The sequence below is a fragment of the Pseudalkalibacillus salsuginis genome (genome assembly GCF_021646685.1).
GTDB lineage: Bacteria > Bacillota > Bacilli > Bacillales > Fictibacillaceae > Pseudalkalibacillus > Pseudalkalibacillus salsuginis.
Genome location: NZ_JAKJHW010000001.1, coordinates 331,875 through 357,373 on the forward strand (window position 1 = coordinate 331,875; position 25,499 = coordinate 357,373).

The 25,499-nt window shown below is 40.8% G+C and carries 24 protein-coding genes and 1 other annotated feature; of the genes, 3 read left to right on the top strand and 21 right to left on the bottom strand.

The annotated features are described in order from the left end of the window. Positions 1 to 205 precede the first annotated feature (205 nt). The 4 genes from L1611_RS01745 to L1611_RS01760 form a co-directional block, all read right to left on the bottom strand. The gene (locus L1611_RS01745) at positions 206 to 1,174 is read right to left on the bottom strand and encodes an ROK family glucokinase (protein WP_236311329.1); all 969 of its coding nucleotides are present in this window, start codon (positions 1,172 to 1,174) and stop codon (positions 206 to 208) included. 12 nt (positions 1,175 to 1,186) lie between these two features. Further along, positions 1,187 to 1,378, bottom strand: coding sequence for a YqgQ family protein (locus L1611_RS01750; RefSeq protein ID WP_236311330.1), 192 nt, complete (start codon positions 1,376 to 1,378; stop codon positions 1,187 to 1,189). Positions 1,379 to 1,479: 101 nt separating this feature from the next. Next, positions 1,480 to 2,940, bottom strand: a complete 1,461-nt coding sequence (locus tag L1611_RS01755; RefSeq protein ID WP_236311331.1) for a spore germination protein — start codon at positions 2,938 to 2,940, stop codon at positions 1,480 to 1,482. 264 nt (positions 2,941 to 3,204) lie between these two features. After that, entirely contained in the window at positions 3,205 to 4,257 is a 1,053-nt protein-coding gene (locus L1611_RS01760; RefSeq protein WP_236311332.1) for a M42 family metallopeptidase, read from the bottom strand. Between the two features lie 92 nt (positions 4,258 to 4,349). Here L1611_RS01760 and L1611_RS01765 point away from each other — a divergent pair, with 92 nt between their 5' ends. Beyond that, positions 4,350 to 5,225, top strand: a complete 876-nt coding sequence (locus L1611_RS01765) for a hypothetical protein (protein ID WP_236311333.1) — start codon at positions 4,350 to 4,352, stop codon at positions 5,223 to 5,225. A 62-nt stretch (positions 5,226 to 5,287) separates the two neighbouring features. Here L1611_RS01765 and L1611_RS01770 read toward each other — a convergent pair whose 3' ends face one another. The 11 genes from L1611_RS01770 to L1611_RS01820 form a co-directional block, all read right to left on the bottom strand. Beyond that, positions 5,288 to 5,464 (bottom strand): hypothetical protein, encoded by a 177-nt coding sequence (locus L1611_RS01770; RefSeq protein WP_236311335.1) that lies wholly within the window; start codon positions 5,462 to 5,464, stop codon positions 5,288 to 5,290. Between the two features lie 237 nt (positions 5,465 to 5,701). Continuing rightward, positions 5,702 to 6,805, bottom strand: coding sequence for a M24 family metallopeptidase (locus tag L1611_RS01775; RefSeq protein WP_236311336.1), 1,104 nt, complete (start codon positions 6,803 to 6,805; stop codon positions 5,702 to 5,704). A gap of 133 nt (positions 6,806 to 6,938) precedes the next feature. Continuing rightward, positions 6,939 to 7,235, bottom strand: coding sequence for a DUF5316 domain-containing protein (locus L1611_RS01780; protein ID WP_236311338.1), 297 nt, complete (start codon positions 7,233 to 7,235; stop codon positions 6,939 to 6,941). A gap of 43 nt (positions 7,236 to 7,278) precedes the next feature. Continuing rightward, positions 7,279 to 7,473 carry a hypothetical protein gene (locus L1611_RS01785; RefSeq protein WP_236311340.1) on the bottom strand — a complete coding sequence of 65 codons (195 nt, stop codon included), beginning with the start codon at positions 7,471 to 7,473 and terminating at the stop codon, positions 7,279 to 7,281. A 375-nt stretch (positions 7,474 to 7,848) separates the two neighbouring features. Continuing rightward, positions 7,849 to 9,225: a Na+/H+ antiporter NhaC gene (gene nhaC / locus L1611_RS01790; RefSeq protein ID WP_236311341.1), complete on the bottom strand. Its 1,377-nt coding sequence runs from the start codon at positions 9,223 to 9,225 to the stop codon at positions 7,849 to 7,851. Between the two features lie 75 nt (positions 9,226 to 9,300). Then, positions 9,301 to 9,492, bottom strand: a binding site (T-box leader). Between the two features lie 510 nt (positions 9,493 to 10,002). Then, complete coding sequence (gene mobA / locus L1611_RS01795) at positions 10,003 to 10,599, bottom strand: molybdenum cofactor guanylyltransferase (protein WP_236311342.1); 597 nt, start codon at positions 10,597 to 10,599, stop codon at positions 10,003 to 10,005. 13 nt (positions 10,600 to 10,612) lie between these two features. Further along, complete coding sequence (locus L1611_RS01800) at positions 10,613 to 11,179, bottom strand: 5-formyltetrahydrofolate cyclo-ligase (protein WP_236311343.1); 567 nt, start codon at positions 11,177 to 11,179, stop codon at positions 10,613 to 10,615. A 78-nt stretch (positions 11,180 to 11,257) separates the two neighbouring features. Continuing rightward, positions 11,258 to 11,407, bottom strand: coding sequence for a 50S ribosomal protein L33 (gene rpmG, locus L1611_RS01805; protein WP_221565576.1), 150 nt, complete (start codon positions 11,405 to 11,407; stop codon positions 11,258 to 11,260). 180 nt (positions 11,408 to 11,587) lie between these two features. Then, positions 11,588 to 13,987, bottom strand: a complete 2,400-nt coding sequence (locus L1611_RS01810) for a sugar phosphate nucleotidyltransferase (RefSeq protein ID WP_236311344.1) — start codon at positions 13,985 to 13,987, stop codon at positions 11,588 to 11,590. A gap of 1 nt (position 13,988) precedes the next feature. Then, positions 13,989 to 16,772 carry a 1,4-alpha-glucan branching protein domain-containing protein gene (locus L1611_RS01815; RefSeq protein WP_236311345.1) on the bottom strand — a complete coding sequence of 928 codons (2,784 nt, stop codon included), beginning with the start codon at positions 16,770 to 16,772 and terminating at the stop codon, positions 13,989 to 13,991. Positions 16,773 to 16,782: 10 nt separating this feature from the next. Further along, positions 16,783 to 17,430 carry a DUF4912 domain-containing protein gene (locus tag L1611_RS01820; RefSeq protein WP_236311346.1) on the bottom strand — a complete coding sequence of 216 codons (648 nt, stop codon included), beginning with the start codon at positions 17,428 to 17,430 and terminating at the stop codon, positions 16,783 to 16,785. Between the two features lie 328 nt (positions 17,431 to 17,758). Between L1611_RS01820 and L1611_RS01825 the strand changes: the two genes are divergently transcribed. Then, complete coding sequence (locus tag L1611_RS01825) at positions 17,759 to 17,962, top strand: hypothetical protein (RefSeq protein ID WP_236311347.1); 204 nt, start codon at positions 17,759 to 17,761, stop codon at positions 17,960 to 17,962. Between the two features lies 1 nt (position 17,963). Beyond that, a complete protein-coding gene (locus L1611_RS01830; RefSeq protein ID WP_236311348.1) occupies positions 17,964 to 18,449 on the top strand; it encodes a hypothetical protein in 486 nt (161 codons plus the stop codon). Between the two features lie 87 nt (positions 18,450 to 18,536). Here the strand turns inward: L1611_RS01830 and phoU are convergent, their stop codons facing one another. From phoU to L1611_RS01860, 6 genes are all read right to left on the bottom strand, one after another. Beyond that, positions 18,537 to 19,196 (bottom strand): phosphate signaling complex protein PhoU, encoded by a 660-nt coding sequence (gene phoU, locus L1611_RS01835; RefSeq protein ID WP_236311349.1) that lies wholly within the window; start codon positions 19,194 to 19,196, stop codon positions 18,537 to 18,539. Positions 19,197 to 19,209: 13 nt separating this feature from the next. Beyond that, on the bottom strand, positions 19,210 to 20,043 hold the full coding sequence (gene pstB / locus L1611_RS01840) for a phosphate ABC transporter ATP-binding protein PstB (RefSeq protein WP_236311350.1): 834 nt from the start codon (positions 20,041 to 20,043) through the stop codon (positions 19,210 to 19,212). 17 nt (positions 20,044 to 20,060) lie between these two features. Next, complete coding sequence (pstA, locus tag L1611_RS01845) at positions 20,061 to 20,945, bottom strand: phosphate ABC transporter permease PstA (protein WP_236311351.1); 885 nt, start codon at positions 20,943 to 20,945, stop codon at positions 20,061 to 20,063. A gap of 2 nt (positions 20,946 to 20,947) precedes the next feature. Further along, complete coding sequence (gene pstC / locus L1611_RS01850) at positions 20,948 to 21,853, bottom strand: phosphate ABC transporter permease subunit PstC (protein WP_236312010.1); 906 nt, start codon at positions 21,851 to 21,853, stop codon at positions 20,948 to 20,950. 157 nt (positions 21,854 to 22,010) lie between these two features. Then, on the bottom strand, positions 22,011 to 22,973 hold the full coding sequence (locus L1611_RS01855; protein WP_236311352.1) for a PstS family phosphate ABC transporter substrate-binding protein: 963 nt from the start codon (positions 22,971 to 22,973) through the stop codon (positions 22,011 to 22,013). Between the two features lie 437 nt (positions 22,974 to 23,410). Next, positions 23,411 to 25,462 carry a peptidoglycan D,D-transpeptidase FtsI family protein gene (locus tag L1611_RS01860; RefSeq protein ID WP_236311353.1) on the bottom strand — a complete coding sequence of 684 codons (2,052 nt, stop codon included), beginning with the start codon at positions 25,460 to 25,462 and terminating at the stop codon, positions 23,411 to 23,413. Positions 25,463 to 25,499 lie beyond the last annotated feature (37 nt).

The following is a 25,499-nucleotide window of genomic DNA, read 5'->3' on the forward strand; positions in this document are numbered from 1 at the left end:
GATTTGAAGTAACTTCACACTTTGTTCATACTTTTTATGTAATGGCTTTGGGAGTTTATGACTAAACCGGCGACATGTCATTACATTTTGCCTATAATCAATGATTCAAGACAAGCCATTATATGAAAAAAAAGAGTCAAAAATGACTCTCCTGTAGATTTGTATAGTATTCGATTAATCCAAGTACTTTACGTGGATATGAATATCAATTACTGTTTCTTAGGGTCAAAAGGCGAGCAGAGCCGATGACCCCTGCATCATTTCCTAAGCTGGCAATTGCAAAATCAGCACCTACATGTACTCTTGGCAGTGCATACTTCCCGAATACTTTTTTCAAAGGAGCCATCAGATGGTCACCAGCTTTTGATACACCGCCCCCAATGACAATCCGTGAAGGATTGATTACATTCGCCATATTTGCAATCGCTAGGCCGAGATGGTGGGTGATGGTCTTAACCACCTCATTGGCCCAATCATCACCTTCAGCGGCACATGTAAATACATCTTCAGCCGTAACTCTTCCCTTCTCAATCCACTTTTTATAAAGCATACTACTAAGGTTTTCTTCAAGACCTTCAGTAGCGATTCTTGAGATTCCAGTGGCCGATGCGATCGTCTCGAGACAGCCTGTCTTTCCACAATTACATGGTGCGCCACTTTCAACAATCGACGTTATATGGCCGATTTCCCCAGCCATACCATTCGCTCCATGCAGGATGGTTCCATTTGAAATGATACCACCCCCAATTCCAGTTCCTAAAGTGATACAAATCAAGTCAGATGCTTGTTTTCCCGCTCCTTTCCACATTTCGCCGAGTGCAGCAGTATTCGCATCATTATCTACCACTACTTTAAGACCGGTCTTACGCTCTAAGTCATCTTTAAGAGGGTAGTTTTTCCATCCAAGATTTACTGCATGGAAAATGAAACCGTTTTCCATATTGATGAAACCAGGCGCTCCAATTCCGATCCCATCTATATCCTTCAGTTTCCATCCACCGTTTTCCGTCTTCTCTTTAATCGAATCTGCAATATTTTGTGATATATTTCTACCATTATTGCTTGTATCCGTAGGGATTTCCCATTTATCTACAATGTTACCCTGTTGATCTACGATAGCCATTTTGATCGTTGTCCCACCTAAATCGATTCCGATTGACACTGTTTCCGTCATATAACTCATCCCTTAGTTCAATTTATTCTGTTCACTTTTAATAATTAGGATCGCTTTTCTATATTCCTCGATGCTGATCATCCCATTTTGATATAATTCTTGTATTTCAGATACATACATTTCCAAGTCAGCGCTGCGGTTGCCAGTATATATAAATGTACCGAAGCGCTTCAAGAATTGTTGGACGTCCAATATCGTTTTCATAAAATTCACCCAATCGTATTATATCATTATTACTGATTTTAAAAAGACAGAAGAATATGATGGATAGTAGACAAAATAATAGAGAAGCAGTAGCTGCTTCCCTAACGATCGGGATCTTTCGGATGTAATACTGTCGGCCTTCGATTCTTGAGTGGAATCGGGGAACGGATCAGTACATCCCTGAGCCCTTTATATGAAAATGGAAGGAAGGGCCAAAGATAAGGAATGTGGAACGACTTGAGCCGTGAAAGTAAAATGATCCACAATGTGGTTCCTATCATATAGCCGGGCAGGGCGAACAGGGCTGTCAAAATCAAAAGCATCAGCCTTGTCAATCGATTCGCAAGACTGAGTTCATATGAAGGGGTTGCAAATGAACCGATCGCTGCGATTGAAATATACAAAATGACTTCATTCAGGAACAATCCAACCTCAACTGCCACCTGGCCAATAAGTATAGCTGCAACTAGCCCTAAAGCAGTCGCTAAAGATGATGGGATATGTACAGTTGCCATCCTCATGATATCCAAACCAATTTCAATCAGGATGAGTTGGACGAACAGAGGAATATCCCCTGCTTCTTCCGGACCGATAAAGGCCAATTGTGCAGGCATCATCTCAGGACTGATTGAGAACAAATACCAAAGAGGGAGAGAAAAGATCGACAATAAGACTGCGAAAAATCTTACAAATCTGAGATATGCTCCGACGACAGGTTTTTGTCGATATTCCTCCATATGTTGCAAATGATGCCAAAAAGTTGCTGGGGTTATCAAGACACTCGGGGAACCATCGACAAAAACCAGCACATGACCTTCATAAAGATGGACAGCAGCAGTATCTGGCCGTTCCGTATACCTTACTAATGGATAGGGATTCCAATGCTGTCCACATACAAATTCCTCAATGGTCTTTTCAGCCATCGGAAGCCCGTCGGTATCGATCTTTGATAATGAATCTTTAATCTTTTCAACAATTTTCTCATCGGCGATATCTTCTATATAGGAAATACAGATGTCTGTCTGTGATCTTCTTCCGATCTTCATGTATTCCATACGTAAGGTACGGTCACGAACCCGTCTCCTTGTTAAAGAGGTGTTAAAGACGATCGTCTCTACAAATCCATCCCGAGATCCACGCACAACCCTTTCCAAGTCAGGTTCCGATGGCCCTCGGACTGGATAGGTCCTTGCGTCGATTACGATTACAGTGTCTACCCCTTCAACGATCAATAGACTTGGTCCCCCTAGTGAGAAATCAATCGCTTTTTCAAGATCCGCTTGTTCTTCTATCTCCATGTAGGGAAGATGTGTACGCATCAATTTCGTCAAAGGATCGGGGTCAAGGTCCTCAGGATCAAGTTTTGATAGCAGCTTCATCAAATAGTGCATGATATCATCTTTAACAAATCCATCAATCATGAAAAGACTCATGCGTTTTCCGGCATAATCCAGCTCAAGATGGATCTGATCGAAGCTTTTGTCAATTCCGAGTTCTTCTTTAATATAAGCAATGGTTGCATCGTAATCTTTGATCTGTGGAACTTTTTTATCTCGCGTCATTTTCCCCATCCTTTCAATTACCATCATTAACCAATCATAATATTTGCATACTTGGACAGGGGTATATTGTGGGAAAACGAAAAAGCACTGATGAGTTCAGTGCTTTTTCGTTAGACTGGTTCATTTTAATGTTGACATAGAATACTGCATTTAGCGGAATTTACATCCGGCGGGAAACCGAGCCAGGCAAGACCCCGCAGTTTGGATGAAGAAGTGATGCCAGCTCAGCGACCAGTCATTCGGATCACTTCAAGCCCCTTTCTTTTAAGAATTCATATCAGATTTCAGATAGTGATAGATCAACCGTGCTGTATGTAATAGTGACGTTTCATGTGTACGTTCGAATGCGTGAGATGCATCGATCCCCGGACCGATAAGACCATGTTTCAAATCGAAGCCCGCTCGGATTGCAGCAGAAGCATCAGATCCATAATAAGGATAAATGTCTATCCTGTATTCAATATGATTCTCTTTTGAAAGGTTCTCAAGGTGCTTTCTCAATCCTAGATGATAGGGCCCACTAGAGTCCTTTGCACAAATGGATACGGTGAATTCATCTGTAGTTTGTCCATCTCCGATCGCCCCCATATCAACTGCCAGATATTCTTCTGTTTCATTCGGAATGTTAGAGTTACCTCCATAGCCGATTTCTTCATTATTGGAGATCAAAAAATGGGTTGTAAATGGAAGCTTTGTACCTTCTTCTTTTAACAGTTTGATGACATGCATCAATAGTGCCACGCTGGCTTTATCATCAAGATGTCGGGATTTGACGAATCCGCTCTCTGTAATTTCGACACGAGGGTCGAACGACACAAAGTCCCCTACTGAAATCCCTAATTCTTTAACATCCTGTTCTGATTCCACTCGCTCATCTATACGGACTTCTATATTATTTTCATCACGTTTGGCATTGCCTGCTTCTTTGTACACGTGTACCGAAGTTTGGTGCATGAGGATTGTGCCCGTAAAAAGCTTGTTATCAGCCGTCTCGATTTGACAGTATTCCCCTTCAACGTGATTCCACCTGAAACCACCAATCATCGTTAATTTCAACCTTCCGTTCGGTTTGATTTCTTTGACCATCGCACCAAGTGTATCAACATGGGCTGTCAAAAATCGATGACGGTCGTCATTTTCTCCAGGTAGGGTGACGAGTAATCCGCCTTTATGATTTCGTTTCGTTTCCAAACCAAGTTTGTTGAAATATTCATCTACATGCCTGATGACTTGTTCCGTATTACCCGATGGGCTTGGAATTGATACCAAACCTCTGATCAAATCCGTTATTTCTTTCGTATTGACTTTTTGACTCATATTTTCCGTTCCCCCTCAAAACTATTTCCTTCTAAACTTCCGGACAAGTTCATATTTTATATGGATAGGATGTCCATGGAGGTTTAAAAAGTATGAAAAAACAAGTGCTCATCTTTCTTATTCTAGGGATAATTACGGCAACGTCCCTGTATATGTATAATAACCAAACTTCCAAAGTAAAGGAAAGCATTATCTATTTTCCAATCGATCCTTCAGTTTCTTTTGCTTCTGCAGAAACAGAAGTCATCCTTCTTGAGGAAAAGGATGAAGACGAATATGAAATAAGATGGAAAGTGAATTCTTCTCTCGGTACTAAAGCTTATTTAAGGCAAGATATATCCCTATTGTATGAAGATGGCATGTTAAAAGATACGTTGTCTAAATGGGAAGAAAACACCGATACACTTCAACAGAGAAAAGTTGTCACGAATGAAGACAGCGGCCACTTTGAGGCAATCAGCTTCCATCATGCTGAATTACATTACCCGAATGACGTAATCAAAAGCGCACAAACCATGAGCTATGATCAACTCTATGTTATCGATACTCCGCTCCAGCCGCTGGAGTCATTCAAAACTCCTGAAAACGAAGAGGACCTCAACAATAAAAAGATGTTGGATCATGCCACGAATCAACAGCTTAAGGTTATTTGGCATAACTTGATACGTTATTTCAATGTGCCTATCGAAAATTATTATGTACTTCCTTTGACCAAACTTTATGATTATTCATTGCTGCCTTTACCAGGCCTTTCGAAAGAAAAAACCGACCAGGTGATCGGCGGTTTGTGGGAAGGAATCTATAAGAATTATTTTCTAGGGATCAAATTGCCTAACGGACAAATCGAATCACCAATCGGCAGTAGTTTGCCACTTATTTTGATCAGTAAGGATATGAGTCATTTGATGTTCCTGACAGAATCAAAATCAGGAGAGAACGTTCAACTTATTCAATATATCAACCCGTGATGAATTAAATAAGAAGAAATGCGATGGCTAAAGTGCAAGATAACAAGCAACATTTCCATTTGCTAAAACATGTCCTGCACAATTTTATCACGAACACCGGGAATTTTTAAGAATCCGCGGATTGCCAGTGTACGTAAAAGCCTCATACCAAGAATCAAATTTAACAACTTGTAGCGATTCTGATACATCATGAATGCAGCAACTGCAAGGATCATCCATTTCATTATACCGTATCTCATCATCCAAACCACCTTTCCTTTCCTCTATACTATCTGATATTGGCAAAGGAATTATGCAACTTTTTTGCAAGAAATACACCCCTAATTGAGTTGCTTGAGCAATTGTAAAAAGGGGCAGTCCCATAAGTGTTCGACTTTCATCGTTCCTAACAACATTTTTAGAGAAATGCGTGGTTTTGATACTAAATGTTGTTTGTGAAAGTCTGACACGATTTTTTTGGGAGTACCCCTTCATCATTATCCCCTTATGATTTGAAGCTCTTTCGGAAATCTGGTCAGTGTTTCATATCCTGTTGAAGTGACAAGGACATCATCTTCTATCCGAACACCGCCAATATCAGGTAAATAAATTCCTGGTTCTATTGTGTAGGTCATGCCTTCTTTTAATAGATTGTCATTATTTTCACTCAATGATGGATATTCATGTACATCGATTCCGATCCCATGTCCGATCCTGTGAGGGAAAAAGTCACCGTAACCTGCAATCGTAATGATTTCCCTCGCTTTTTTATCAAGATCACCAAGACGAGTACCTGGCTTCGAAATCTCTAATGTCTCAAGCTGGGCTTTCAAGACGATATCATAAATCTCCTTTTGTTTTTCACTGACCTCCTGAAAAGCGACCGTTCTCGTTATATCCGAACAATAGCCATCCAATAAGACTCCAAGGTCGAACAAGACAAAATCACCTTTCTTAAGTTCTCGACTACCAGGATTACCATGAGGCTGCCCCGATTTTTCACCGAAAAGAACCATTGTTGAAAAAGACATTTCGCGAATCCCTTTTTTCTTCAATTCATATTCAATCGTCGCAAGGACTTCCATTTCTGTGCATCCTTCTCGTAATGCACCAATACCTGTTTCAACACCAAAATCAGCTAATTCAGCAGCTTTACGGAGGATTTCCAATTCTTTTTCATCTTTTATAAGCCTTAGTTCATGGAGTTTTTCCTCTGCACTCGTAAAAGTTACAGATGGGTACATATTCATGATTTGCTCTGCACGCTCATAAGAAAGTGTTTCTTTTTCTATGGCCACATGATCTGCAGCAGTTATGCCTCTTGTTTTAAGGGCTGATCGGATCATTTCCCAAGGATTATCTGCATCCCCATGCCCGATGATCTCATATTCCCACCCTGCATCTCTCGCCTGAGATACTTCCATTCCAGGACAAACCAGAAACGGTTCATGTTCTGGAAAGATGAATAGACCCAATAATCTTTCATGAGGTTCACAGTTGAAATTCGAGAGATAGAATACATTGGCTGAGGAATGAACAAATGCGAAGGTTTGCTCTGTTTCTTGCAGCCAATTTGAAAATTGCTGTAAACGATGATTCATTGTGTACCACAACCTTTTTAATATTATTCTATTGAAACATACCGCTATGTATATCGTTAGTCAACAAAGACACCCCCTTATTGATGTAAGCTGGCAGAGATTTAAGGGGGCTCCGTTTTCATAATAATGCCGACTACGATATTACCCATGTGATTTGTATGATGGCTGCTGCCAGGTTAGGTATTCCGAATACTAGGATGCAATATGCACACTTGTTTCGATTGTGTCTTTGATCCCTCGTTTCGGTGTTGTAATTTGCCCTTAGCTGAGTTCCACTGATAAAAGCACCTAAAAGGATTCCGCCTAAAAGGACAGATATGAGTCCGACTGTACCGCAAATTTTGTATACGAGAGCCGGGTCATCCACTACTATACTTGTAATGATTGCAATGACCAATAACATCAGACCCGCACATAAAGACTTATTCACATCTGCTCATCCCCCATTTCGTGAAAACTCGCATGACTGATCATTACTCTTTCTCCATTTGCTCTTCCAATACCTTTTCAATTTCTTCATCAGAAACGACTTCTTCGGCATATTCGTTAATTTCAAGATGATTCATGACCGTGTCCAGTTTAGATTTAATCAATGATAGGCTATACAGGACATACAGGATGATAAAGAGTGGTAATAGATATAATATATACCCAAATAAAATCTCCATAAGACCAGCCCTCCCTTTAAATTAGGATTTCTTACTTCGCCTTACTTGATTTTATGTTTTCAATGATCGAAAGTATTACTTTAAGAGTCGACATCCATTGCCTTCAACTGGACTTTAGATAGGGACGGCGACAGCCTCCTCGTCGGACTTCCAGTGACCTGCGTGGCTGATCAGGGCGTTTACGCTTTTCTTGATGTCCAGCTTCAACGCCCAGCCACTTGGATCACTTCAGTTCTCCTGCGGCGGCGACAGCCTCCTCGTCGGGCTTCCAGTGACCTGCGTGGCTGATCAGGGCGTTTACGCTTTTCTGATTAACCTTCTTCATATAAAAAAACTGCCTGGATCAGAGTTCCAAGCAGTGCAAGATTATATCTTCTATCTATGTCTCACATCGTTTCCTACACCTATTCCTGTATAACCGAGCAGAATTGTAAACAGGGGCGATAGAAAAAGGAAGAATACATACGGCAAATAACCTATTACATCGACCCCTAGAGTCGATGCAAAAAATGCACCGCTCACACCCCATGGAATCAATGGGTTGACGAGTGTTCCTGCATCCTCTAACGTCCTCGATAAATTCCTCAAATCAATTTGCTGTCTTTCAAAATGAGGTCTGAACGATTGCCCGGGAATCAAAATCGATAAATATTGTTCTCCAGTCAGTACATTCACACCGATAGAAGAGAGAGCCGTTGTTGCAATTGTGTTCCCCCGGCTTTTGATCTTTGTTTCCAGCAAATTCACGAATGTTTCAAGCATGCCTAAGGCTCGGACCAACCCGCCTAATGCTAAAGCTATCCAAATGAGTGAAATGGACCACATCATAGACTGGACTCCCCCACGATTGACGATTTCATCGACTGTTTGGTCACCTGTCTGCATCTGGAATCCATTCTGCAGCATATCAATGATGGCAGAACCAGACATTTGTCCCTGAACAAGCAGTATGGTGAGGATTCCTGTAATGACCCCAATCATTAGTGCTGGAATAGTAGGGAACCTTATAAGGGCTAATATAATGACCACAAGAGGAGAAACTAAAGTCCACCCACTGATGTTAAAAGTTTGCGAAAGATGCCCTTGTACATTCTCTATCGAAGTCAAGGCTCCCTCACTTGTTCCTGTACCCATGATAACAAAAATAACGATTGTAACGATTAATGCTGGGATCGTCGTCCACATCAAATGTTTGATATGGTTGAATAATGAAACTCCAGCAACTGCAGGGGCAAAATTCGTTGTATCTGAGAGCGGAGACATTTTGTCACCAAAACATGCCCCGCAAATGATGGCTCCAGCTGCAAGACCAGGATGGACACCTAGACTTGCAGAAAGACCCATCAAGGCGACACCTACCGTACCGATCGTTGTAAAAGAACTTCCTGTAAAACTTGAAACGATAATCGTGACGAGCAAAGCACCTATCGTAAAGAATTGGGGTGAAATAAAGTCAGTTCCATAGAATAGCATTGTCGGTACAGTCCCGCTCATCATCCAAGTCCCGATCAACATGCCGATCACCATTAATATGAGAACCGGTTTGATTCCAACGATGATCCCATCTATCAACCCTTTTTCCATCTGGCCCCACGTGTAGCCGAATCCTTTTGCAAGAATGGCAATAGACACAAGGGAAAGAAGGAGAGGGATATGGGGTTCAGTTTTTAAAATCAGGATAGCGTATAAAATAATGCATGCCAGCAAAATAAATGAAATTAGTGAGAAAGTTAAGCTTTTCTTAGATGTCATCTTTCTAGTCCTTCCTTCAATTAATATCTTTCTTTAGATTAACCATTAATCAAAGAAAAAAGCTGTCGACTTGGCAACAGGGGCGAATTTATCGCGGTACCACCCTGCTTGACGTGTTCAACAGCATCAACTCTTCAGTGATAAAGGTTATGAACCTATAAGCTCCACGAATGTAATTTCGTTCTGTCCCTTCCTTAGCTTGCACCAACCGCTAAGTCTCTGATGTTTGAAGAATACCAACTACTATGTTCGTTTCAATGCTTTTATGCTTTTGTGCGTTCAAGTGTAAATGTATTTCTACTATAAAACCTTTTCCATTAGACGTCAAGGGATTTTTCACAACATAATAAGAAAAGCGATAACGCCCGATTAGCCACGAAGGTCACTGGAAGACCGACGAGGAGGCTGTTGCCGCCGCAGGAGGGCTGAAGTGATCCAAGTGGCTGGGCGTTGGAGCTGGACATCAAGAAAAGCGATAACGCCCTGATCAGCCACGAAGGTCACTGGAAGACCGACGAGGAGGCTGTTGCCGCCGCAGGAGGACTGAAGTGATCCAAGTGGCTGGGCGTTGGAGCTGGACATCAAGAAAAGCGATAACGCCCGATTAGCCACGAAGGTCACTGGAAGACCGACGAGGAGGCTGTTGCCGCCGCAGAAGGACTGAAGTGATCCAAGTGGCTGGGCATTGAAGCTAGACATTACTTTATCGAAAATAAAGTTATTATACATTTTTATCTTTTTAAAAAAACACTTTCACAATGATCTTGTAAAAGTGTTTCAACGGAATATTTCTGTATAATCTGGAGGTCTATTGACATTTTTAAAACATGCGATCATTTCTTTCGATTCATAGGAAACGTAAGCACATACTATATGATCAAGTAAATCGGTCAACCGTCTTTTTTCGTTTTCCAACAGACCAGCAATGTAGGGGAGACTCGTTGATGAATATAAAGCAGCTAAGGGCTGAACATGATTGTCTGCACATGGAATCACATTGCATTCAGATTTTAAGAAGGCGTGAATACCTACCAACTGCTGATAGATTCGTCGCTCCATGAGGGGCATATCACATGCCAGGACTAAATAGTGAGAGGCTTCATAAGCTTTCATTCCACTATAGATACCTGCAAGCGGACCCTCACCCTTGATCTTCGGTTCATCCATGATGATTGTAACACCTTTGTGTTCTGGTTCTATGGATTCTTTTATAGAGGGGTGGACAACGAGCACGAGATGTTGAACGAATGGTTCAAGCACGTCCATCGCTTTTTTATAAAAAGGGATGCCGTCAACCGATTCCAAGGCTTTCGGTTTTCCATACCGTTTTGACTCTCCACCTGCCAATACAATCCCTGCATACGTCGTTACCATATGATCCCTCCCTTTAAGTTTCTATAATTTCATCTGGCAGAACCAATCGATCAACAGGTTGATCAAACGGCTCTGTAGGAACCCTTGCTGTCATTTGCACTGGATGCAAAAGCGAGATAGTGGCACCATTGTATCGCTTCAAATAACGATCGAAATAGCCACCGCCAAACCCAATCCGATAACCGTTCAAATCATATAATAAACCCGGGACGACCAATAAATCGATTTCAACAGGTTCTACTCTTACTGTCTTTGACACGATAGGTTCTTTAAGTCCGAAATAAACAATTTCAAGATGGTCAAATGAGGTAAGCTTCCTGAAATCCATCGAGTGATCATTGGAATTACATTTTGGTACAGCTACAGTTTTCTTTTGTTCCCAGGCTTTTTCAATGATCGGATATGTATTGAATTCATTTCCTCTTGAAACAGTTACCCCTATTGTAGTGGCCATATTCCATATTTCAAGCTGAAATAATCGTTCCCTGACCTTTTCTTCATTAATTTCCTTTACGGATTTAGAGAGTGCAGATAATTTTATCTGGGTAGATTTTCTGAGCTCGCTCTTCTCCTCCATCATCAATTCATCCACCTTACTTGAAAAAATAATTTGAAGTACTAGCTTGATATAGAAAAAACAGCAGGAATTCCTGCTGTTTTACTTCGTTTCACGGTGTAAAGTGTGACGCTTCAATCGTGGGCTGTATTTTTTAAGCTCCATACGATCAGGGTTTGTACGTTTGTTTTTAGAAGTGATGTAGTTACGGTCACCAGTTTCTGTGCAAGCTAATGTTACTTGTACGCGCATTTCGTTTCCCTCCAAACTATCTTCAATGTTCCAAGCGTATGAAACGATCATCCCGAGATGACCGATCGCTTTACATGTTTTTTTAATCGCTAAATGACACCTTTAGTATCATACCAAAATTTTTCACAACAATCAAGATAAAATGAAGGGATCCCATGCCACACAGGTGGTAGGCGCGGCTTACATCTGTTGGAAAGTCTTTATTTTATGGATGAAAGATTCGGATGTACGCCGTGCAAACTCCAAATCTGGCGCTTGGGAATATACCGTGAATGTAGGATCTACGATGTCTGGCAGTATCAGGGTCCATCCACCGTTCGGATGATATACTTTAATGCCATCTACAAGATCAGTCATTTGATCGCGTGTTTCTTCCATCAATCTTCGCATCACTCTGCCTTTTACCCTTGAAGGACATTCAACCTGTTCGCGGATCAACTTGGTGTTAGGAAGCATTTTGACAAGTTGAGATAAAGGCTTCTGTTGGTTGGCCATCATATTCAGTATAGAAGTGAGGGCAAGGATTGCATCGTATTGGACATTCAGGACTGTCCCTCCTATTTTCATGATGGAACGAGCATCAGCCTTCGTACGGACTAATTTTCCACGCAGGGAATCAGCTAAGTGATCGAGCTCGGATGAACCGTAAACAGGAATGGCATATTCATCAAACTCTAAGTCCCCTAGCGATAATAGAACATAAAGCGAGAGCAGTTGATCATCACTCAGCCAATCACCCTCCTCTGTCAGTAACTTCAGTTTTTCTCCCGTCTCATCAATCCATACCCCAAGATGTGCATCTGTAACATTCAATACACCATGCATTTGAGTGGCAGTCGTATTCATCGGTATTGAAACAATTTGACATTTTAGACGCTCCAAAACCCTTGATACCGCAGAGTCATGAGATTTCGATGCTATATTCGTCACGATCTTGAACTCACATGCTTGGATATTCGACTGGTTGATTCTTTGTAAGATAGCCTTTTCATATTCTTCATTTTTGCTATGGTCCGATTCCTGCATACCAATCCGGTCATACGGCGCTCGGCGATAATCTTCCTGCCAGAATGCGTTTTCTATTTTACGTTCAAAATCTGTGGAAACCGGGTATCCATCTTCATCATAAAACTCGATGGCCGTTTGTTGATTACCGAATCGTATAAATGCACCTCCTGCCCACCCCTCTTTTTCAACCGAATACCTTAGAATTGGGCTAAGCGAAGGGGAAAGATCAACAGTGTGTATGCCGGAAGAGTGCAATCCCTGTTCAAATGATTGTAGGATCAGTTGAGAGAACGGATGGTTATCAGATGCGATGGCCAGCTTTTTGCCCTGCATGAGGCAGGCTCCATATGCTGAAGCTACTCTAGCCGCAAAATCAGGTGTGATTTCGATGTTTGCAATACCTCTTATGCTTCGATTAGTGAATAAGGACCTTGAAATCCTTTTGCTCCAGATCAAGGAGGTGTGAATGGTCGAGTTATCGACAATCTCCTTTTTCGGCCATACTTTGACTTCAGGTTTGACGGTAACCTTTTTACCGACTTGGACTTGATTCCCGATCACACTATGTTCGAACATACTCGTTCCTTCACCAATGAATGTTCCGTTTGCAATGGTTGAGCCACGTAATTCTGAATTGGCGCCAACATATACATCATTCCATAAAATCGATCGTTTCAGGGATGCGTTAGAAGAAATGATGCTATTGGAACCGATCACTGTATAAGGATAAATTTTCGCATTCTGACGGACTGTCGTTCCGCTTCCAATATAGGCAGGGGTCTTAATCGATGCATGGTGCTCGATCACCACATTTTCCCCGATCCGAAGACCTGGGAGGACTTCCTTACCTGGAAGAGGCAGATTGATCTGTCCATCCAGAAAGTCTTCATGGCTTTTACGGTATTGACTCAGGCTTCCAATATCCGACCAATACCCCTCTGCCGGATATCCATATAGCGGCTTATGTTCTTTCATCAATAATGGAAACAGATCTTTACTGAAATCTGTCGGTACCCCTGCGCTCAAATAGTTGAAAACTTCCGGTTCCAATACATAGATTCCAGTGTTGACTGTATCGCTGAAAACTTCATTCCAACTCGGCTTTTCAAAGAATCTAATAATCCTCTGATCTTTATCAGTCATGATGACACCGTATTCAAGCGGATTTTCAACCTGTTTCATGAAGATCGTTACGAGTGCTTCTTTTTCTTGATGGAAATTGATTCCAGTCTGTAAATCAAAATCAGTAAGTGCATCACCGCTTATTACGATAAATCGTTCGTTTAGAAAGCTTTCGGCGTTTTTAATACTTCCAGCTGTTCCCAAAGGTGTCGTTTCTTCGAAATAATGGAGATCGACTCCAAAATGGCTGCCATTGCCGAAGTATTCTTTGATATGCTCAGGCAAGTATTGAACAGTCACTGCAATTTCAGTGATTCCATATTTCTTAAGAAGTTCGATGGTATACTCCATGACCGGTTTTTCGAGAATCGGTACCATCGGTTTAGGTAAATTGCATGTTAACGGACGTAAACGTGTTCCTTTACCGCCTGCCATTATGACTGCCTTCAATTCACTTCACTCCTGCCATTGTCGGTTTCTTTTTGTCACTTGCTAACACTTCACCAGTTTTTATGGAGATATCTTCCCAACTGTACTTCGTATGAACATCTTCTTGGGCTTGTTTACAGATGCGAAATGAAAGCCCTGCATCTTTATATAGACGGATGATTTGATCCCGGATGCTTTGAGGATTGCCTGGATAGACTTTCAATCCGTTCACATCATGCTCGATGATATCGCCTAATCCTCCTGTGTCACTGACGATGACGGGCGTACCCGCTGCCATCCCTTCTAACGCGACGATACCGAACGGTTCATAATGGCTAGGGAAAATGACAGCATCCGATTCGTGTAAATAGTTGTTCCGTTCCTCATCGGATACAAAACCGATAAAAAATACCTGGTCTTCCAAACCTCTATGTCTCACTTTATTCCGGTACTCTTCAAGCATCGGTCCTTTCCCAGCGATGATGAATTTTATGTCGGGGTATACGTTTTTCAATAATGCGGATGCTTCAATAAGTGTTAGGAAACCTTTTTCCGGCACCATCCTTCCAAGTGAAAAAACATGAAAGCAAGACCGCCCTCCAAAATTCGTTTTCCAATCTACAATCTGGTTTCCGGTTTTAAATAAATCAGACTCTACTCCGTTCGGAATAATCGTCATTTTGTCTCTCGGAACCTGGAAGACTTCGATTAAGTCTCGTTTCATATATTCACTGCAAACAATGATATGCCTCGACTCATACATTAATTCCCATTCTTTATGATGGATTTCCGCCTGCTGGTCATTATGGATCCCTTTATTCCTACCGTATTCCGTTGCGTGAATTGTCGAATAAAGCGGGATTTTCAGCCGTTGTTTCAACCCTTTGGCGGCAACACTTACGATCCAATCATGCGCATGGATGCAATCGAATGTGATTTGTTCGCCTAATTGTGATCCGAGTTCAGAAATCGCTATATTTAAGCTACCGGCCCAGTGATAAAAATCGTCATGATGAGGTTGTTTCCCACTTACACGAAAAACATGGACACCTTGATTGATTTCATAATCCGGATAGCCATCGACGGCACAAGTAATGACATATACTTGATGTCCTTGCTTGACAAGTGTCCTTGATAAATCAAAAACATGTCTGGATAAACCGCCAACGACCATTGGTGGGAATTCCCATGACAACATCAAAATGTTGAGGTTCTTTTCTCCGGTTCTATCATTTGGTTTCGAAAGGATATATTCATCGTGCCGTGACGAAAAACTCGATCCCTTCTGCCAATGGAGAAATGGATATCTCTCTTCATAATCCTGCAAATCACTCTCGAAAACCCTTTTATCATTCAGTTCTTTTACGAGTTCATTGAATACAGAGATATGCTCTTTCAATCTTGAAACAGCATAATCTGAGGCGCTCTGCTGATCCATAATGAATGACCAGTCACTGCTCGTTGCCAACAGCCATTCACGCTTCAATTGATCCAAAGCCCTCTGTGTAAGGGGGGCAGGGTTTTTATGAATCGTCATTTGTTTTACAAGTTCATGCTCCATTGCGTGAAGATGTCTATAGATCCAGGCATTGGATTCATTTAGCCAGACTTCACCGTACCCATTTCTTCCCCATGTTGAAAAACATGTATGATGGGTCTGCAATTCTTGGTAATGGCGCTTGATGAATTCTTTAGGTGTGATCCATGGAATATTTGTTTTTTCAGACTTCATCAACATTTGAAGCCATTCAGGACCTTCAAACCACCAGTGTCCAAACAGCTCAGCATCAAAAGCTGCAAGCGTCACGCTAGCCGAGTCAGTGCCGCATTCCTTTATTCTTTCGCTCACAGTATGGAGGAAGTCTTCACAATGTTGTTCCGCCTTTCTAATTGCCTTTTCTCTAATATAGGTTTCTTTAGCTTCTGTATCCCCAGTTATGCGATAATATTTCAACCCTGTATCGACCCTGATCCCATCTGGATGGATATAAGGTGCAATATAGTCATGGTCTCGGCCATACCCTACGTCACGATAAAATTCACGGTATTCATAATCACCTGGATAACCCGTCCTTGCATCCCACACCTTTTTAGATGTACTCACACATCTCGGGAATAAAACGATTCCATGCGGTGAGAAAACGGGTGTATTTTTTCTTTGAGATTCTGGATCCAGCTTTCTGATCGTATCCTCGTCCACAAATACATAACGGACCCCATCTTCATAAAGCACCTTATCAATACCAGGCGAAAAAGCACATTCCGGCAGCCAGAAACCATCTGGCTTAAACCCAAAATGATGCTCAAAGCATTTCAATCCATCTTTGATCTGTGCACGGATTCCTTGTTCCGTTTGAATATAAGGAAGGATAGCGTGTGTAGCGGATGAGGTGATGCCTTCTACTTTATCTTGAGTCATGAAATATCTGTAAGCTGAAATGAGATCGCAGTTCCATTCAAGAAAAGTTTCTTTGATTTTCTTGAAACGTTCTATGTAAAATTCTACGACTCTGCTTTCCTCAGGCTCTTTAACAAAGTCCCTTTCTTTCAACAAAAGCTCTTGTGTATTTCGAATATGGGCCAAATACCGTTCTTGGAACGTATTGCTAGCGAGCATTTCAAGTAATGGAGGTGAAAGTGAAAGTGTATATTTCACTTCTGATGAACATGATTCCAACCCCCACAGGAGAGGAATATAGGTTTCAGAAACTGCTTCAAATAACCATCTTTCCTCAAGACGATCAGGTTCCCTATGTAAAACAAAAGGTAAATGCGCATGTAATACCAATGAAAAATAACTGTTCAATCTGTTCGCCTCACTTTAATAAACTATAGATCGAGTAGGTTGAGAATTGTTCATACCATTCAGGAGACTTTTGGGCGCCCGATTTCCATCTATCCACCGCCTCATTATGTCTCATAGAACCTCCTGCAGTCCGCGGTGTTTCTATAGGGGCAGAACGTAATACTGTAAAAAATCCACTACACTCACACTGTATTCCGAAATCAACGATAAACGTCCGGTTATCTTCCAAATTGTTGATAAACCAGTTATCCGTCATTTCTGGCAAACTGATATCAAAATACCAGTGACTGTTATGACCGTTAAAATGCAAGTCACTGATATCATAAACTCTCAATTGTTTATTCAGATCCGACCACGGTTTCCTAAAATGATGAGCAACCATATTACTCGTAATAGTTTTCAGATCCCAATATGCATAGACGGTGTGAGGGCCTTGCGGTAAAAGGGCAAGGCGATCCATTTCGTAAGTAGAAGGGATCTTTCTTGATATATGAACACGGGTCTCTGGAAGCTGATTTTTTTTGAATGAAGAGGTTCTATCAAGTTTTTGTAATTTCCGAAGACGGTATTGGATTTTCCCGACAGTGCTGTCCATCTCTTCTGCGATCTGTTTGATTGTGTAGCCTTTGTTCTTCAGCGCTAAAATCTTTTCAACCATGATTACCTCCTATGACAGTAATATGAATAGTTTTCAACATCGTATCACCGGTTGATACCCCCATCAATAAGCGTAAAATGTAGAAAGTTGCGGTTTGTATGTACATCAATTTACTAGAGGTTTTATTTTATTTTTGCAAACGCATGCAATACAGATTACGCTATATTTTTACTTATTTTTCTTTCGTTGGACGAAAAGAGTAAAGATAAGCGGTAGAAATTGTCGAATTTTAATAGGAATTTAGGATTAGATTTAGTGAAAAAGCTACCCCATCGACAAAGTCTGTGATATAAAAGTATGTGAGATTATTTTTTATAGGGGGAGCAGGATGGAATTCACAATATTGGCACTATTGGTTGCTGGAATAGTCTTAATCGTTCTATCATTTTTCAAACAGAACCGGACTCAGCAGATTGAGACCCAACTCGAAAACGTATCGATTCAATTGATGAAAGAACTTTATCAAATTAATAAAAAAATCAAAGTTCTAGAAGAAGAAATGATGATCACAGATAGAAGAGAGATTAAATAGCATGATGAACAGTGGTTTAAGAGGGTTTGGTGCAGGGCTGATCATTGCTTCTGGTATTCTGGCATTAGTTCATTTCCAGGGAACAGATAAATTGGATTCCGAAGCCAATGCAGAATCAGCTGAAGAAATTACATATTCGGAAGTAAACACATTCCTTGAAAAAGAAGGTCTTGTAGCGATCGATCAGGGAAAGCTGGATCAGCTGGAAGGTAATCAAAATACTGAAGATGAAAAGACAGCAGAAGAAGCTCCAACAGAAAAACCTGAGGAGGAAACCGTTGTCAAAACGACAGTGGTGATTTCAAAAGGAACGTCCACTGGGCAGGTCACAGATTATTTAGAGAGTGAAAAAATCATAAAAAGCAGTGATGAATTGTTAAATTATCTCCGTTCCAACAACTTGGAAAACAAAGTGAGATTCGGAAATTATGAAGTGAACAGCAAGATGACGATAGCTGAAATCGCAGAAGTCATCACTTCACCATAAAGAAATTTATACTTTCTTTAAATTAATAAAAGGGACTGCCCCCTAAGTCTTTGTTCAGACATCTGGGGTACAGTCCCTTTCTGTTCGTTATTCATTTAAATCATAATGCTTACCTTTTACGAGGTAAACGATGCTTTCAGCGATGTTCGTTGCATGATCTGCAGTACGCTCTATATAACGGCAAACAAAGCTTAACTGGATGATCTGATTTGTTGAATCTGGATACTCCTTCATCATGCTAAGAATCTCCTGGATCAATTGACCATATTTTTCATCCACGTAATCATCCTTATCCGCCATTCTCTTCGCAAGCACAATATCCTCTTCTTTATAGGCTTGGATGGCTTCAGTCAGCATTTCCTTAGCCGTTTCTGCCAAAGCAGGAATATCTATGAGCGGTTTAATCAATGGTTCATTTCCAATGCGGATAACGGATTTTGCGATATTTACTGCAAAATCTGCTATCCGTTCTATATCAGAAGAAATTTTGATGGACACGATGATACGACGGAGGTCACTTGCAACTGGCGCTTGTTTCGCAATTAGGAGAATCGCTTTATCATTGATTTCTTCTTCAAGATCATTGATTCGGTAATCATTATCAATAATACGCAATGCTTGATCGATATCTTGATTTTTCAGCGCGTCAATCGCTTCCTCCAATGCATTCTCTGCCAGCTGACCTAATTGAACCAACATTTCTCTCAATTCATCCAACTGGGTTTGGAAACTTTCCCTCACAACCATTCAACACACTCCCCTATCCGAATCGACCTGTGATATAGTCTTCGGTTCTTTTATCTTCTGGATTGGAAAACAATGCATCTGTACCTGAGAATTCCACAACTTCACCATTCAAGAAGAATGCGGTCTTGTCGGAAATCCTTGCTGCTTGTTGCATGTTATGGGTGACGATGGCAATACTGTAGTCTTTCTTCAGTTCTTGCACCAATTCCTCCACTTTTAAAGTTGAAATCGGATCAAGTGCAGAGGTAGGTTCATCCATTAAAATGACATCCGGTTCGATTGCAAGGCAACGAGCAATACAGATACGTTGCTGTTGTCCACCGGAAAGACCGTATGCATTTTCATTCAAACGGTCTTTCACTTCATCCCAAATCGCAGCTCCCCGCAAGCTTTTTTCAACAATCTGATCGAGTATCTTCTTGTTGCGTATGCCATGGATACGTGGTCCATAGGCAATATTATCGTAAATGGATTTTGGAAACGGATTCGGCTTTTGAAAGACCATACCTACTTGAGTCCTTAATTCTTCCACACGATATTTAGGTTGAAAAATATTTTTCTCACGATATTTGATCGCACCGGATATTTTTACGATAGGAACCATTTCTACCATACGATTTAATGTTTTAATAAAAGTCGATTTTCCGCAACCGGATGGTCCAATAATTGCTGTCACTTCATTTTCAGGAATCGAGAGGTTAATTTCTTTTAATGCGTGCTCTTCTCCATACCAGAGATTCAAATCCTTTGTCTCGAAAACATTCTTTTTGTTGCTGGCATTGCTGGTTGATTGATTCTTTTCTATTTTTCGTTTGTTGTTCTTTTTTTCTATAGTAAGAGTGGTCATTGATAATCCCTCCACATTTATAATCTTCTTTGATATTTGTTCCGTATGATGATCGCTATTGAATTCATCAAGAATAAAAGCATAAGCAGCACGACAATTGCTCCTGCAGCCAAGTTTGCATATTCCTTAGTCAGTGCAGAATCTATTGTCCAATAATAGATCTGTAACGGCATGACAGTGAATTTATCAAAAATACTATCCGGAAATGGAATCAGCAATGCTGGGATTCCCAGAACAACAAGTGGAGCCGTTTCACCAATGGCACGGGATAACGATAAGATGACACCAGTCAATATTCCTGGGAGTGATGCAGGCAAGACAACATTCTTTACCGTTTGCCATTTGGTAGCTCCCATACCATAAGAGGCTTCCCTTAAATATTGTGGGACAGCACGGATAGACTCTTGACTAGCCACTACCACGATCGGAAGAACCAGCAGGGACATCGTCAATCCACCGGCTAACACTACGTTTCCTAAACTAAAGCCTTTTACAAACACAGTTAGACCTAATAAACCGAAGACGATGGAAGGAACACCAGCCAGGTTGGCAATATTGGTTTGTATAAGTGATGGAATACGCCCTTTTTTTGCGTATTCCTCTAAATAAATCGCAGTTCCAACGCCAAGAATCATGGTTAGTGGGGCAACGACTAACATCAACCAGAAAGATCCTAAAAGCGGACCCATTACCCCAGCATTTTCGGCAAAGGTGGATAATTTACCAGTCAGGAATTGGAGGTCGATCCATTGGATTCCCTGTGAAAACACACGATAAATCAAAACAACTAGCACGATCAAGCCAAACATCGTTGATAAAAAGAACAATGACTTGGCTAATTTATTGGTTGTAAGGCGTAAGTTCATTCTCTTTTGTACTTGAGCCGTATCAACATATTTCATAATCAATATTCCTCCCTGTACCTACGAGAAACATACTGTGCAATCAAGTTCATAATTAGTGTGAAGACAAATAACGTCATAGCAACAGCATATAAACTGTAGTATAGAGTTGAACCTGCTGGTGCCTCTCCACCGGTAACTTCAACAATATACGCCGTCATCGTCTGCATGGACTGAGTGACATCGAAGGTAAAGTTTTTTGAACTCCCACTTGCGATTGTCACGATCATGGTTTCACCAATCGCACGTGATATAGCTAGTACAAACGATGCAACGATACCGGAGATCGCAGCAGGAATGACGATTTTAAAAGTAACCTCAAGCCTTGTAGCTCCGAGTGCTGATGCACCTTGCCTCATCTCTGATGGTACAGAACTCATTGCGTCCTCTGAAAGTGAGGCTACCATCGGAATGATCATTACCCCCATCACAATACCAGGACTTAAAATATTGGTTGGTTCCAATCCCGGTATGATCGACCGTAATAAAGGCGTAACAAATGTAAAGGCGAAAAAACCATATACGATAGTTGGAATACCTGCAAGGATTTCTAATAAAGGCTTAAACGTCCTTCTTATCCTATCTGAAGCATATTCACTTAAATAAACGGCTGTCATAAGGCCGATCGGTATCGCAACAATCATAGCAATGACCGTAGAAATCAAGGTACCGGTCAATAACGGCAATACGCCGAACTGTGCATCTGCACCTAAAGGTTTTAATTTCGTTCCAGTAAAGAAATCAAGAAATGGGACTTGTTTGAAAAAAGCGATCGTCTCGACTAATAAGGTAGACAAAATACCTACCGTAGTAAGAATGGATATGATTGCAATTGCTAATAGAATTTTCGGGATGATCTTCTCCCATATTCTTGTAAAATTCATTGTACTTCTGTTCTTTTGGATCATTTCGTTGACATTCAATTTCTTTTCCAATTTAGGACCCCTCTCACTCTAGACATTCTATATATTAGGGAATTTCATTGTCTTTTTATATAAACAAGCCAAGAAGATGAGAAGTGCAACGACCCCTCATCCCCCTGTATTTTCCAATTAAGTGAATAGTTTATTTTTGCAACTCTTTTAGCTCATCTACTGTTTTTTTGTATTCTTCATCACTTAATGGGGCAAATCCAGTTTCCTTAGCAATTTCACCAGCATTTTCCATAGCGTAGATTGCAAAGTCTAATACTTGTGGTTTTTCTTTAGCCTGGTCTTCGTTCAAGTATGTGAATACTGGTCGTGTAAACGGACCATATTCACCATCTTCCTTGATTGTGTCGATGGAAGGTTCGACTGGTCCATCACCGAAATCGATTTTAACTGCCTTCACTTTGTCACTGTTACTTTCGTAATAACCGTAACCGAAGTATGCGATCGCATTTTTATCTTTTGAAACCATATCTACAAGTGTTGAGTATTCTTGTTGAAGACTCACATCTTCTCTTAAAGGTTGCTCATCCAGGATTTTTTCGTAGAAGAATTCATAAGTACCATGATTTTCATTCGGTCCATAAGCCTTGATTGGTTTATCAGGGAAGTCTGAGCGTACATCAGACCATTTCTTTTTATTTCCGCTAGCAAGGAAGATGTCAATTACTTCTTCTTCCGTAAGGTCGTCAATCCAATCATTATCTTTATTGACTACAATCGTGATCCCATCTAATGCAAGCTTTAACTCTTTATAGTTCATGCCAAGCTCTTCAGCTTTTGTTTTTTCTTCGTCTTTAATTTGGCGTGAGGCATTACTGAGATCCGTACCATTTTCAGCTAGAAACTTTTTAAATCCAGCACTTGAACCGGCACGTCCTACTTCAACAGAGACATTTTCTTGTTCATTTACCATATAATTCTCTGCTATTTTCGCCATCAATGGATAAACTGTTCCAGATCCGTCTACAACTACACTACCTTCGAGTTCTTCATCACCGTTTGCAGATCCGCTTCCATCACCATTTCCACATGCTGTCGCAACGATGAGTAAAGCTGCCATCATCATGAAGAACGTGCTGCGTTTAAAAGCTTTCATTTTGAAATCCCCCTGGTTTTTTATTGGTTGATGGAGGTATTTATGAGAAAAGTATGGTTCTCTTAACCTCCTATGGGCGAATGCCCTACATTGCCTATAGTAACTTGGACTTATTAAGCATGTATAAACGAATTGTTAAGGTTTTGTAAAGATGTGTCGAATCATGTATATTTTTCTGTAATAGGCTGTATTTCTAAAAATGAATGCTGATAACGAGATGAAAACTGGAATTATGCGAGAATCCTGCGGGAAGGAAGCCTAAGCGTGCTTGCATAATCAGGCTAATTCTGGGAATGATGTCCAGGCGTTTGCGCTTTTCTTTCGTCCGTGGAAAGCGAGTATATTTCCAAATTGTTAAACAACAATCTATACGAAACCAGCCTTGTAAAAAGAAAAAGGATCACCCTGGCATACAGGGTAATCCTTGCTGTTCATTATTAATATGGGTCTTGATTATTGTCTGAAGGTTTCTTGTCAGGTTGTTTAATGATCTCTTTCTTATGCCCCTCTTTTTTAATGTCAAAATAAGCATCCAAGATTGCCCGGCCGATCTTATTGTTGATCCCGCCTTCTTCAGCATATGGACTGACAACGACAAATGCGACTTCTGGATTATCATATGGAGCATAACCGACTAGTGAGAGCAGGTAAGAATCACCATCATATTGTGCTGTACCTGTTTTACCAGCAGCTTCGTATCCTTTCGTATTTTTAAAATAAGAGCCGGCTGTACCTTTCGTCGTATTCATAACCATATAAAGGCCTTTTTGGACCCTTTCGATCCATTCTGGCTTCATATCAATACGGTTTAATATATTTGGTTGGAATTCATAAGCTGTATCGCCTTGTTCATCAGCGCTAATACCTGGTTTTTTGATTTCCTTTAATAGATGGGGTTGCATACGATAGCCGCCATTGGCAATTGTCGAGATATACTGGACCATTTGCATCGGTGTATACGTATCAAATTGTCCAATCCCCATATCCATCAAGTTACCAAGTGCTTGAGATCCTCCGTTATAGCCATCATCTTCATATGGTAGATCGATCCCTGTAGGAACTCCTAAACCGAATTGATTAAAATAATATCGCATCGTTTCAAAAGCTTCCTGACGATTATTGAATCCTCTTTTATTCTCAAAATCATAACCAGCGATCCTCATTGCAATACGGAACATGTAAACGTTGGAAGATTGCTGCAGTGCTTCAATATCATTCACATATCCCATATTCCGATAGGATTTTTTAATCGGTGTGCCTGGTAATTCCAGGGGTGTATCATATAATACTGTACCGGGTTCAATTACACCCGTTTGATACCCTGTCAAAACTGTGGCCCCTTTTACTGTAGAACCCATCGGATACTGATTGTAGACATTCCCGAATGGGGCATCCTGGAACTTACCATCTTCTAATACTTTACCAACCATAGAGTAGATTTCACCTGTATGAGGATTAGCCATAATTACGAAAGAACTGCTTAACTTATTGTTAGCTGCATATTTTTGCCGGGCATCCAAGATTTCACGTTCTACGATCTTTTCGACTCTCTTTTGAAGTTCCATATCGAAGGTCAGAATGATATCCTGGCCTCTTGAGCCCTGATCCTCTATTGGCTTGCCGATTGGATTTCCAGATTTATCAGTAACATAGTTGATTTTCGTTTTCGTTCCTCGAAGGACCGATTCATATTGTTCCTCAAGAAAGCTGGTCCCTACTAAGTCGTTACGGTCGTTCCCCTCTAATACATAGCCGTCGATCAATTCACTTGGAATTTGGCCAACCTTTCCAAAGATCGATTTAAGTGTCCCTTCGTAAGGATAGGTTCTTTGTGCATCCGGTTTGATATCGATCTTTCCATCAAACTCCTCCAGATGCTCGCTGACCACTGCAATTTCCTTTTGAGGCACGTCGACTTTTACACGCTGTGGTGTCAGGGAATAGCCTCTTATCATTTCACGCCAAATTGCCGCGATTTCTTTATCTTCTTTTGAAAGATTCAATTCATCTGCTTCAAGGCGATCAATGACGAGGAGATATTGTTCTTTATCATTAAGTTCATCCATTTCTTTTTTTGTGAGAAGCTTTTCATAAATTTTACGCTGATCAGCTCTATAGGATAAGTAAAAGTCTTTCTTATCCCTTTTTGTCAGCTCATCTGTGTCCTTTTCAATATATCCGGATAATTTTTTTGCTATTTGATACATCTCATCTGGCTTCATATTATCAGTTCGAGTAAATGTAATCGAAAACACTGGTTCGTTATCTACTACTACCCGTCCATATCGATCATACATCTTACCGCGAGGCGCATCCAATTTTGCGGTGACATTCTCTTGCCGTTCTGCTTCGGCTTTGAAAGAATCACCGTAGACGATCTGAACGACCCCTAATCTTAAAATCAGGGTCGTAAACAATAAAAAAACTGCTAAAAACAGTATGTTCAAGCGAAAAGGAACGTGGCTTTTCTTTTTTTTCTTCGCCTCCATATCCTCTCTCCTTTTATGTAAAATAGACACCTCGAAA

Coding starts and splice junctions, on each gene's coding strand:
- L1611_RS01830 (WP_236311348.1), top strand. CDS start 17,964: ATGATGAACAGTGGTTTAAGAGGGTTTGGTGCAGGGCTGATCATTGCT.
- rpmG (WP_221565576.1), bottom strand. CDS start 11,407: ATGCGCGTACAAGTAACATTAGCTTGCACAGAAACTGGTGACCGTAAC.
- L1611_RS01785 (WP_236311340.1), bottom strand. CDS start 7,473: ATGGAGATTTTATTTGGGTATATATTATATCTATTACCACTCTTTATC.
- L1611_RS01860 (WP_236311353.1), bottom strand. CDS start 25,462: ATGGAGGCGAAGAAAAAAAAGAAAAGCCACGTTCCTTTTCGCTTGAAC.
- L1611_RS01825 (WP_236311347.1), top strand. CDS start 17,759: ATGGAATTCACAATATTGGCACTATTGGTTGCTGGAATAGTCTTAATC.
- L1611_RS01820 (WP_236311346.1), bottom strand. CDS start 17,430: ATGGTTGAAAAGATTTTAGCGCTGAAGAACAAAGGCTACACAATCAAA.
- L1611_RS01755 (WP_236311331.1), bottom strand. CDS start 2,940: ATGACGCGAGATAAAAAAGTTCCACAGATCAAAGATTACGATGCAACC.
- mobA (WP_236311342.1), bottom strand. CDS start 10,599: ATGGTAACGACGTATGCAGGGATTGTATTGGCAGGTGGAGAGTCAAAA.
- L1611_RS01770 (WP_236311335.1), bottom strand. CDS start 5,464: ATGAGATACGGTATAATGAAATGGATGATCCTTGCAGTTGCTGCATTC.
- nhaC (WP_236311341.1), bottom strand. CDS start 9,225: ATGACATCTAAGAAAAGCTTAACTTTCTCACTAATTTCATTTATTTTG.
- pstA (WP_236311351.1), bottom strand. CDS start 20,945: ATGAAATATGTTGATACGGCTCAAGTACAAAAGAGAATGAACTTACGC.
- pstB (WP_236311350.1), bottom strand. CDS start 20,043: ATGACCACTCTTACTATAGAAAAAAAGAACAACAAACGAAAAATAGAA.
- L1611_RS01765 (WP_236311333.1), top strand. CDS start 4,350: ATGAAAAAACAAGTGCTCATCTTTCTTATTCTAGGGATAATTACGGCA.
- L1611_RS01750 (WP_236311330.1), bottom strand. CDS start 1,378: ATGAAAACGATATTGGACGTCCAACAATTCTTGAAGCGCTTCGGTACA.
- L1611_RS01855 (WP_236311352.1), bottom strand. CDS start 22,973: ATGAAAGCTTTTAAACGCAGCACGTTCTTCATGATGATGGCAGCTTTA.
- pstC (WP_236312010.1), bottom strand. CDS start 21,853: ATGATCCAAAAGAACAGAAGTACAATGAATTTTACAAGAATATGGGAG.
- phoU (WP_236311349.1), bottom strand. CDS start 19,196: ATGGTTGTGAGGGAAAGTTTCCAAACCCAGTTGGATGAATTGAGAGAA.
- L1611_RS01800 (WP_236311343.1), bottom strand. CDS start 11,179: ATGATGGAGGAGAAGAGCGAGCTCAGAAAATCTACCCAGATAAAATTA.
- L1611_RS01760 (WP_236311332.1), bottom strand. CDS start 4,257: ATGAGTCAAAAAGTCAATACGAAAGAAATAACGGATTTGATCAGAGGT.
- L1611_RS01775 (WP_236311336.1), bottom strand. CDS start 6,805: ATGAATCATCGTTTACAGCAATTTTCAAATTGGCTGCAAGAAACAGAG.
- L1611_RS01745 (WP_236311329.1), bottom strand. CDS start 1,174: ATGACGGAAACAGTGTCAATCGGAATCGATTTAGGTGGGACAACGATC.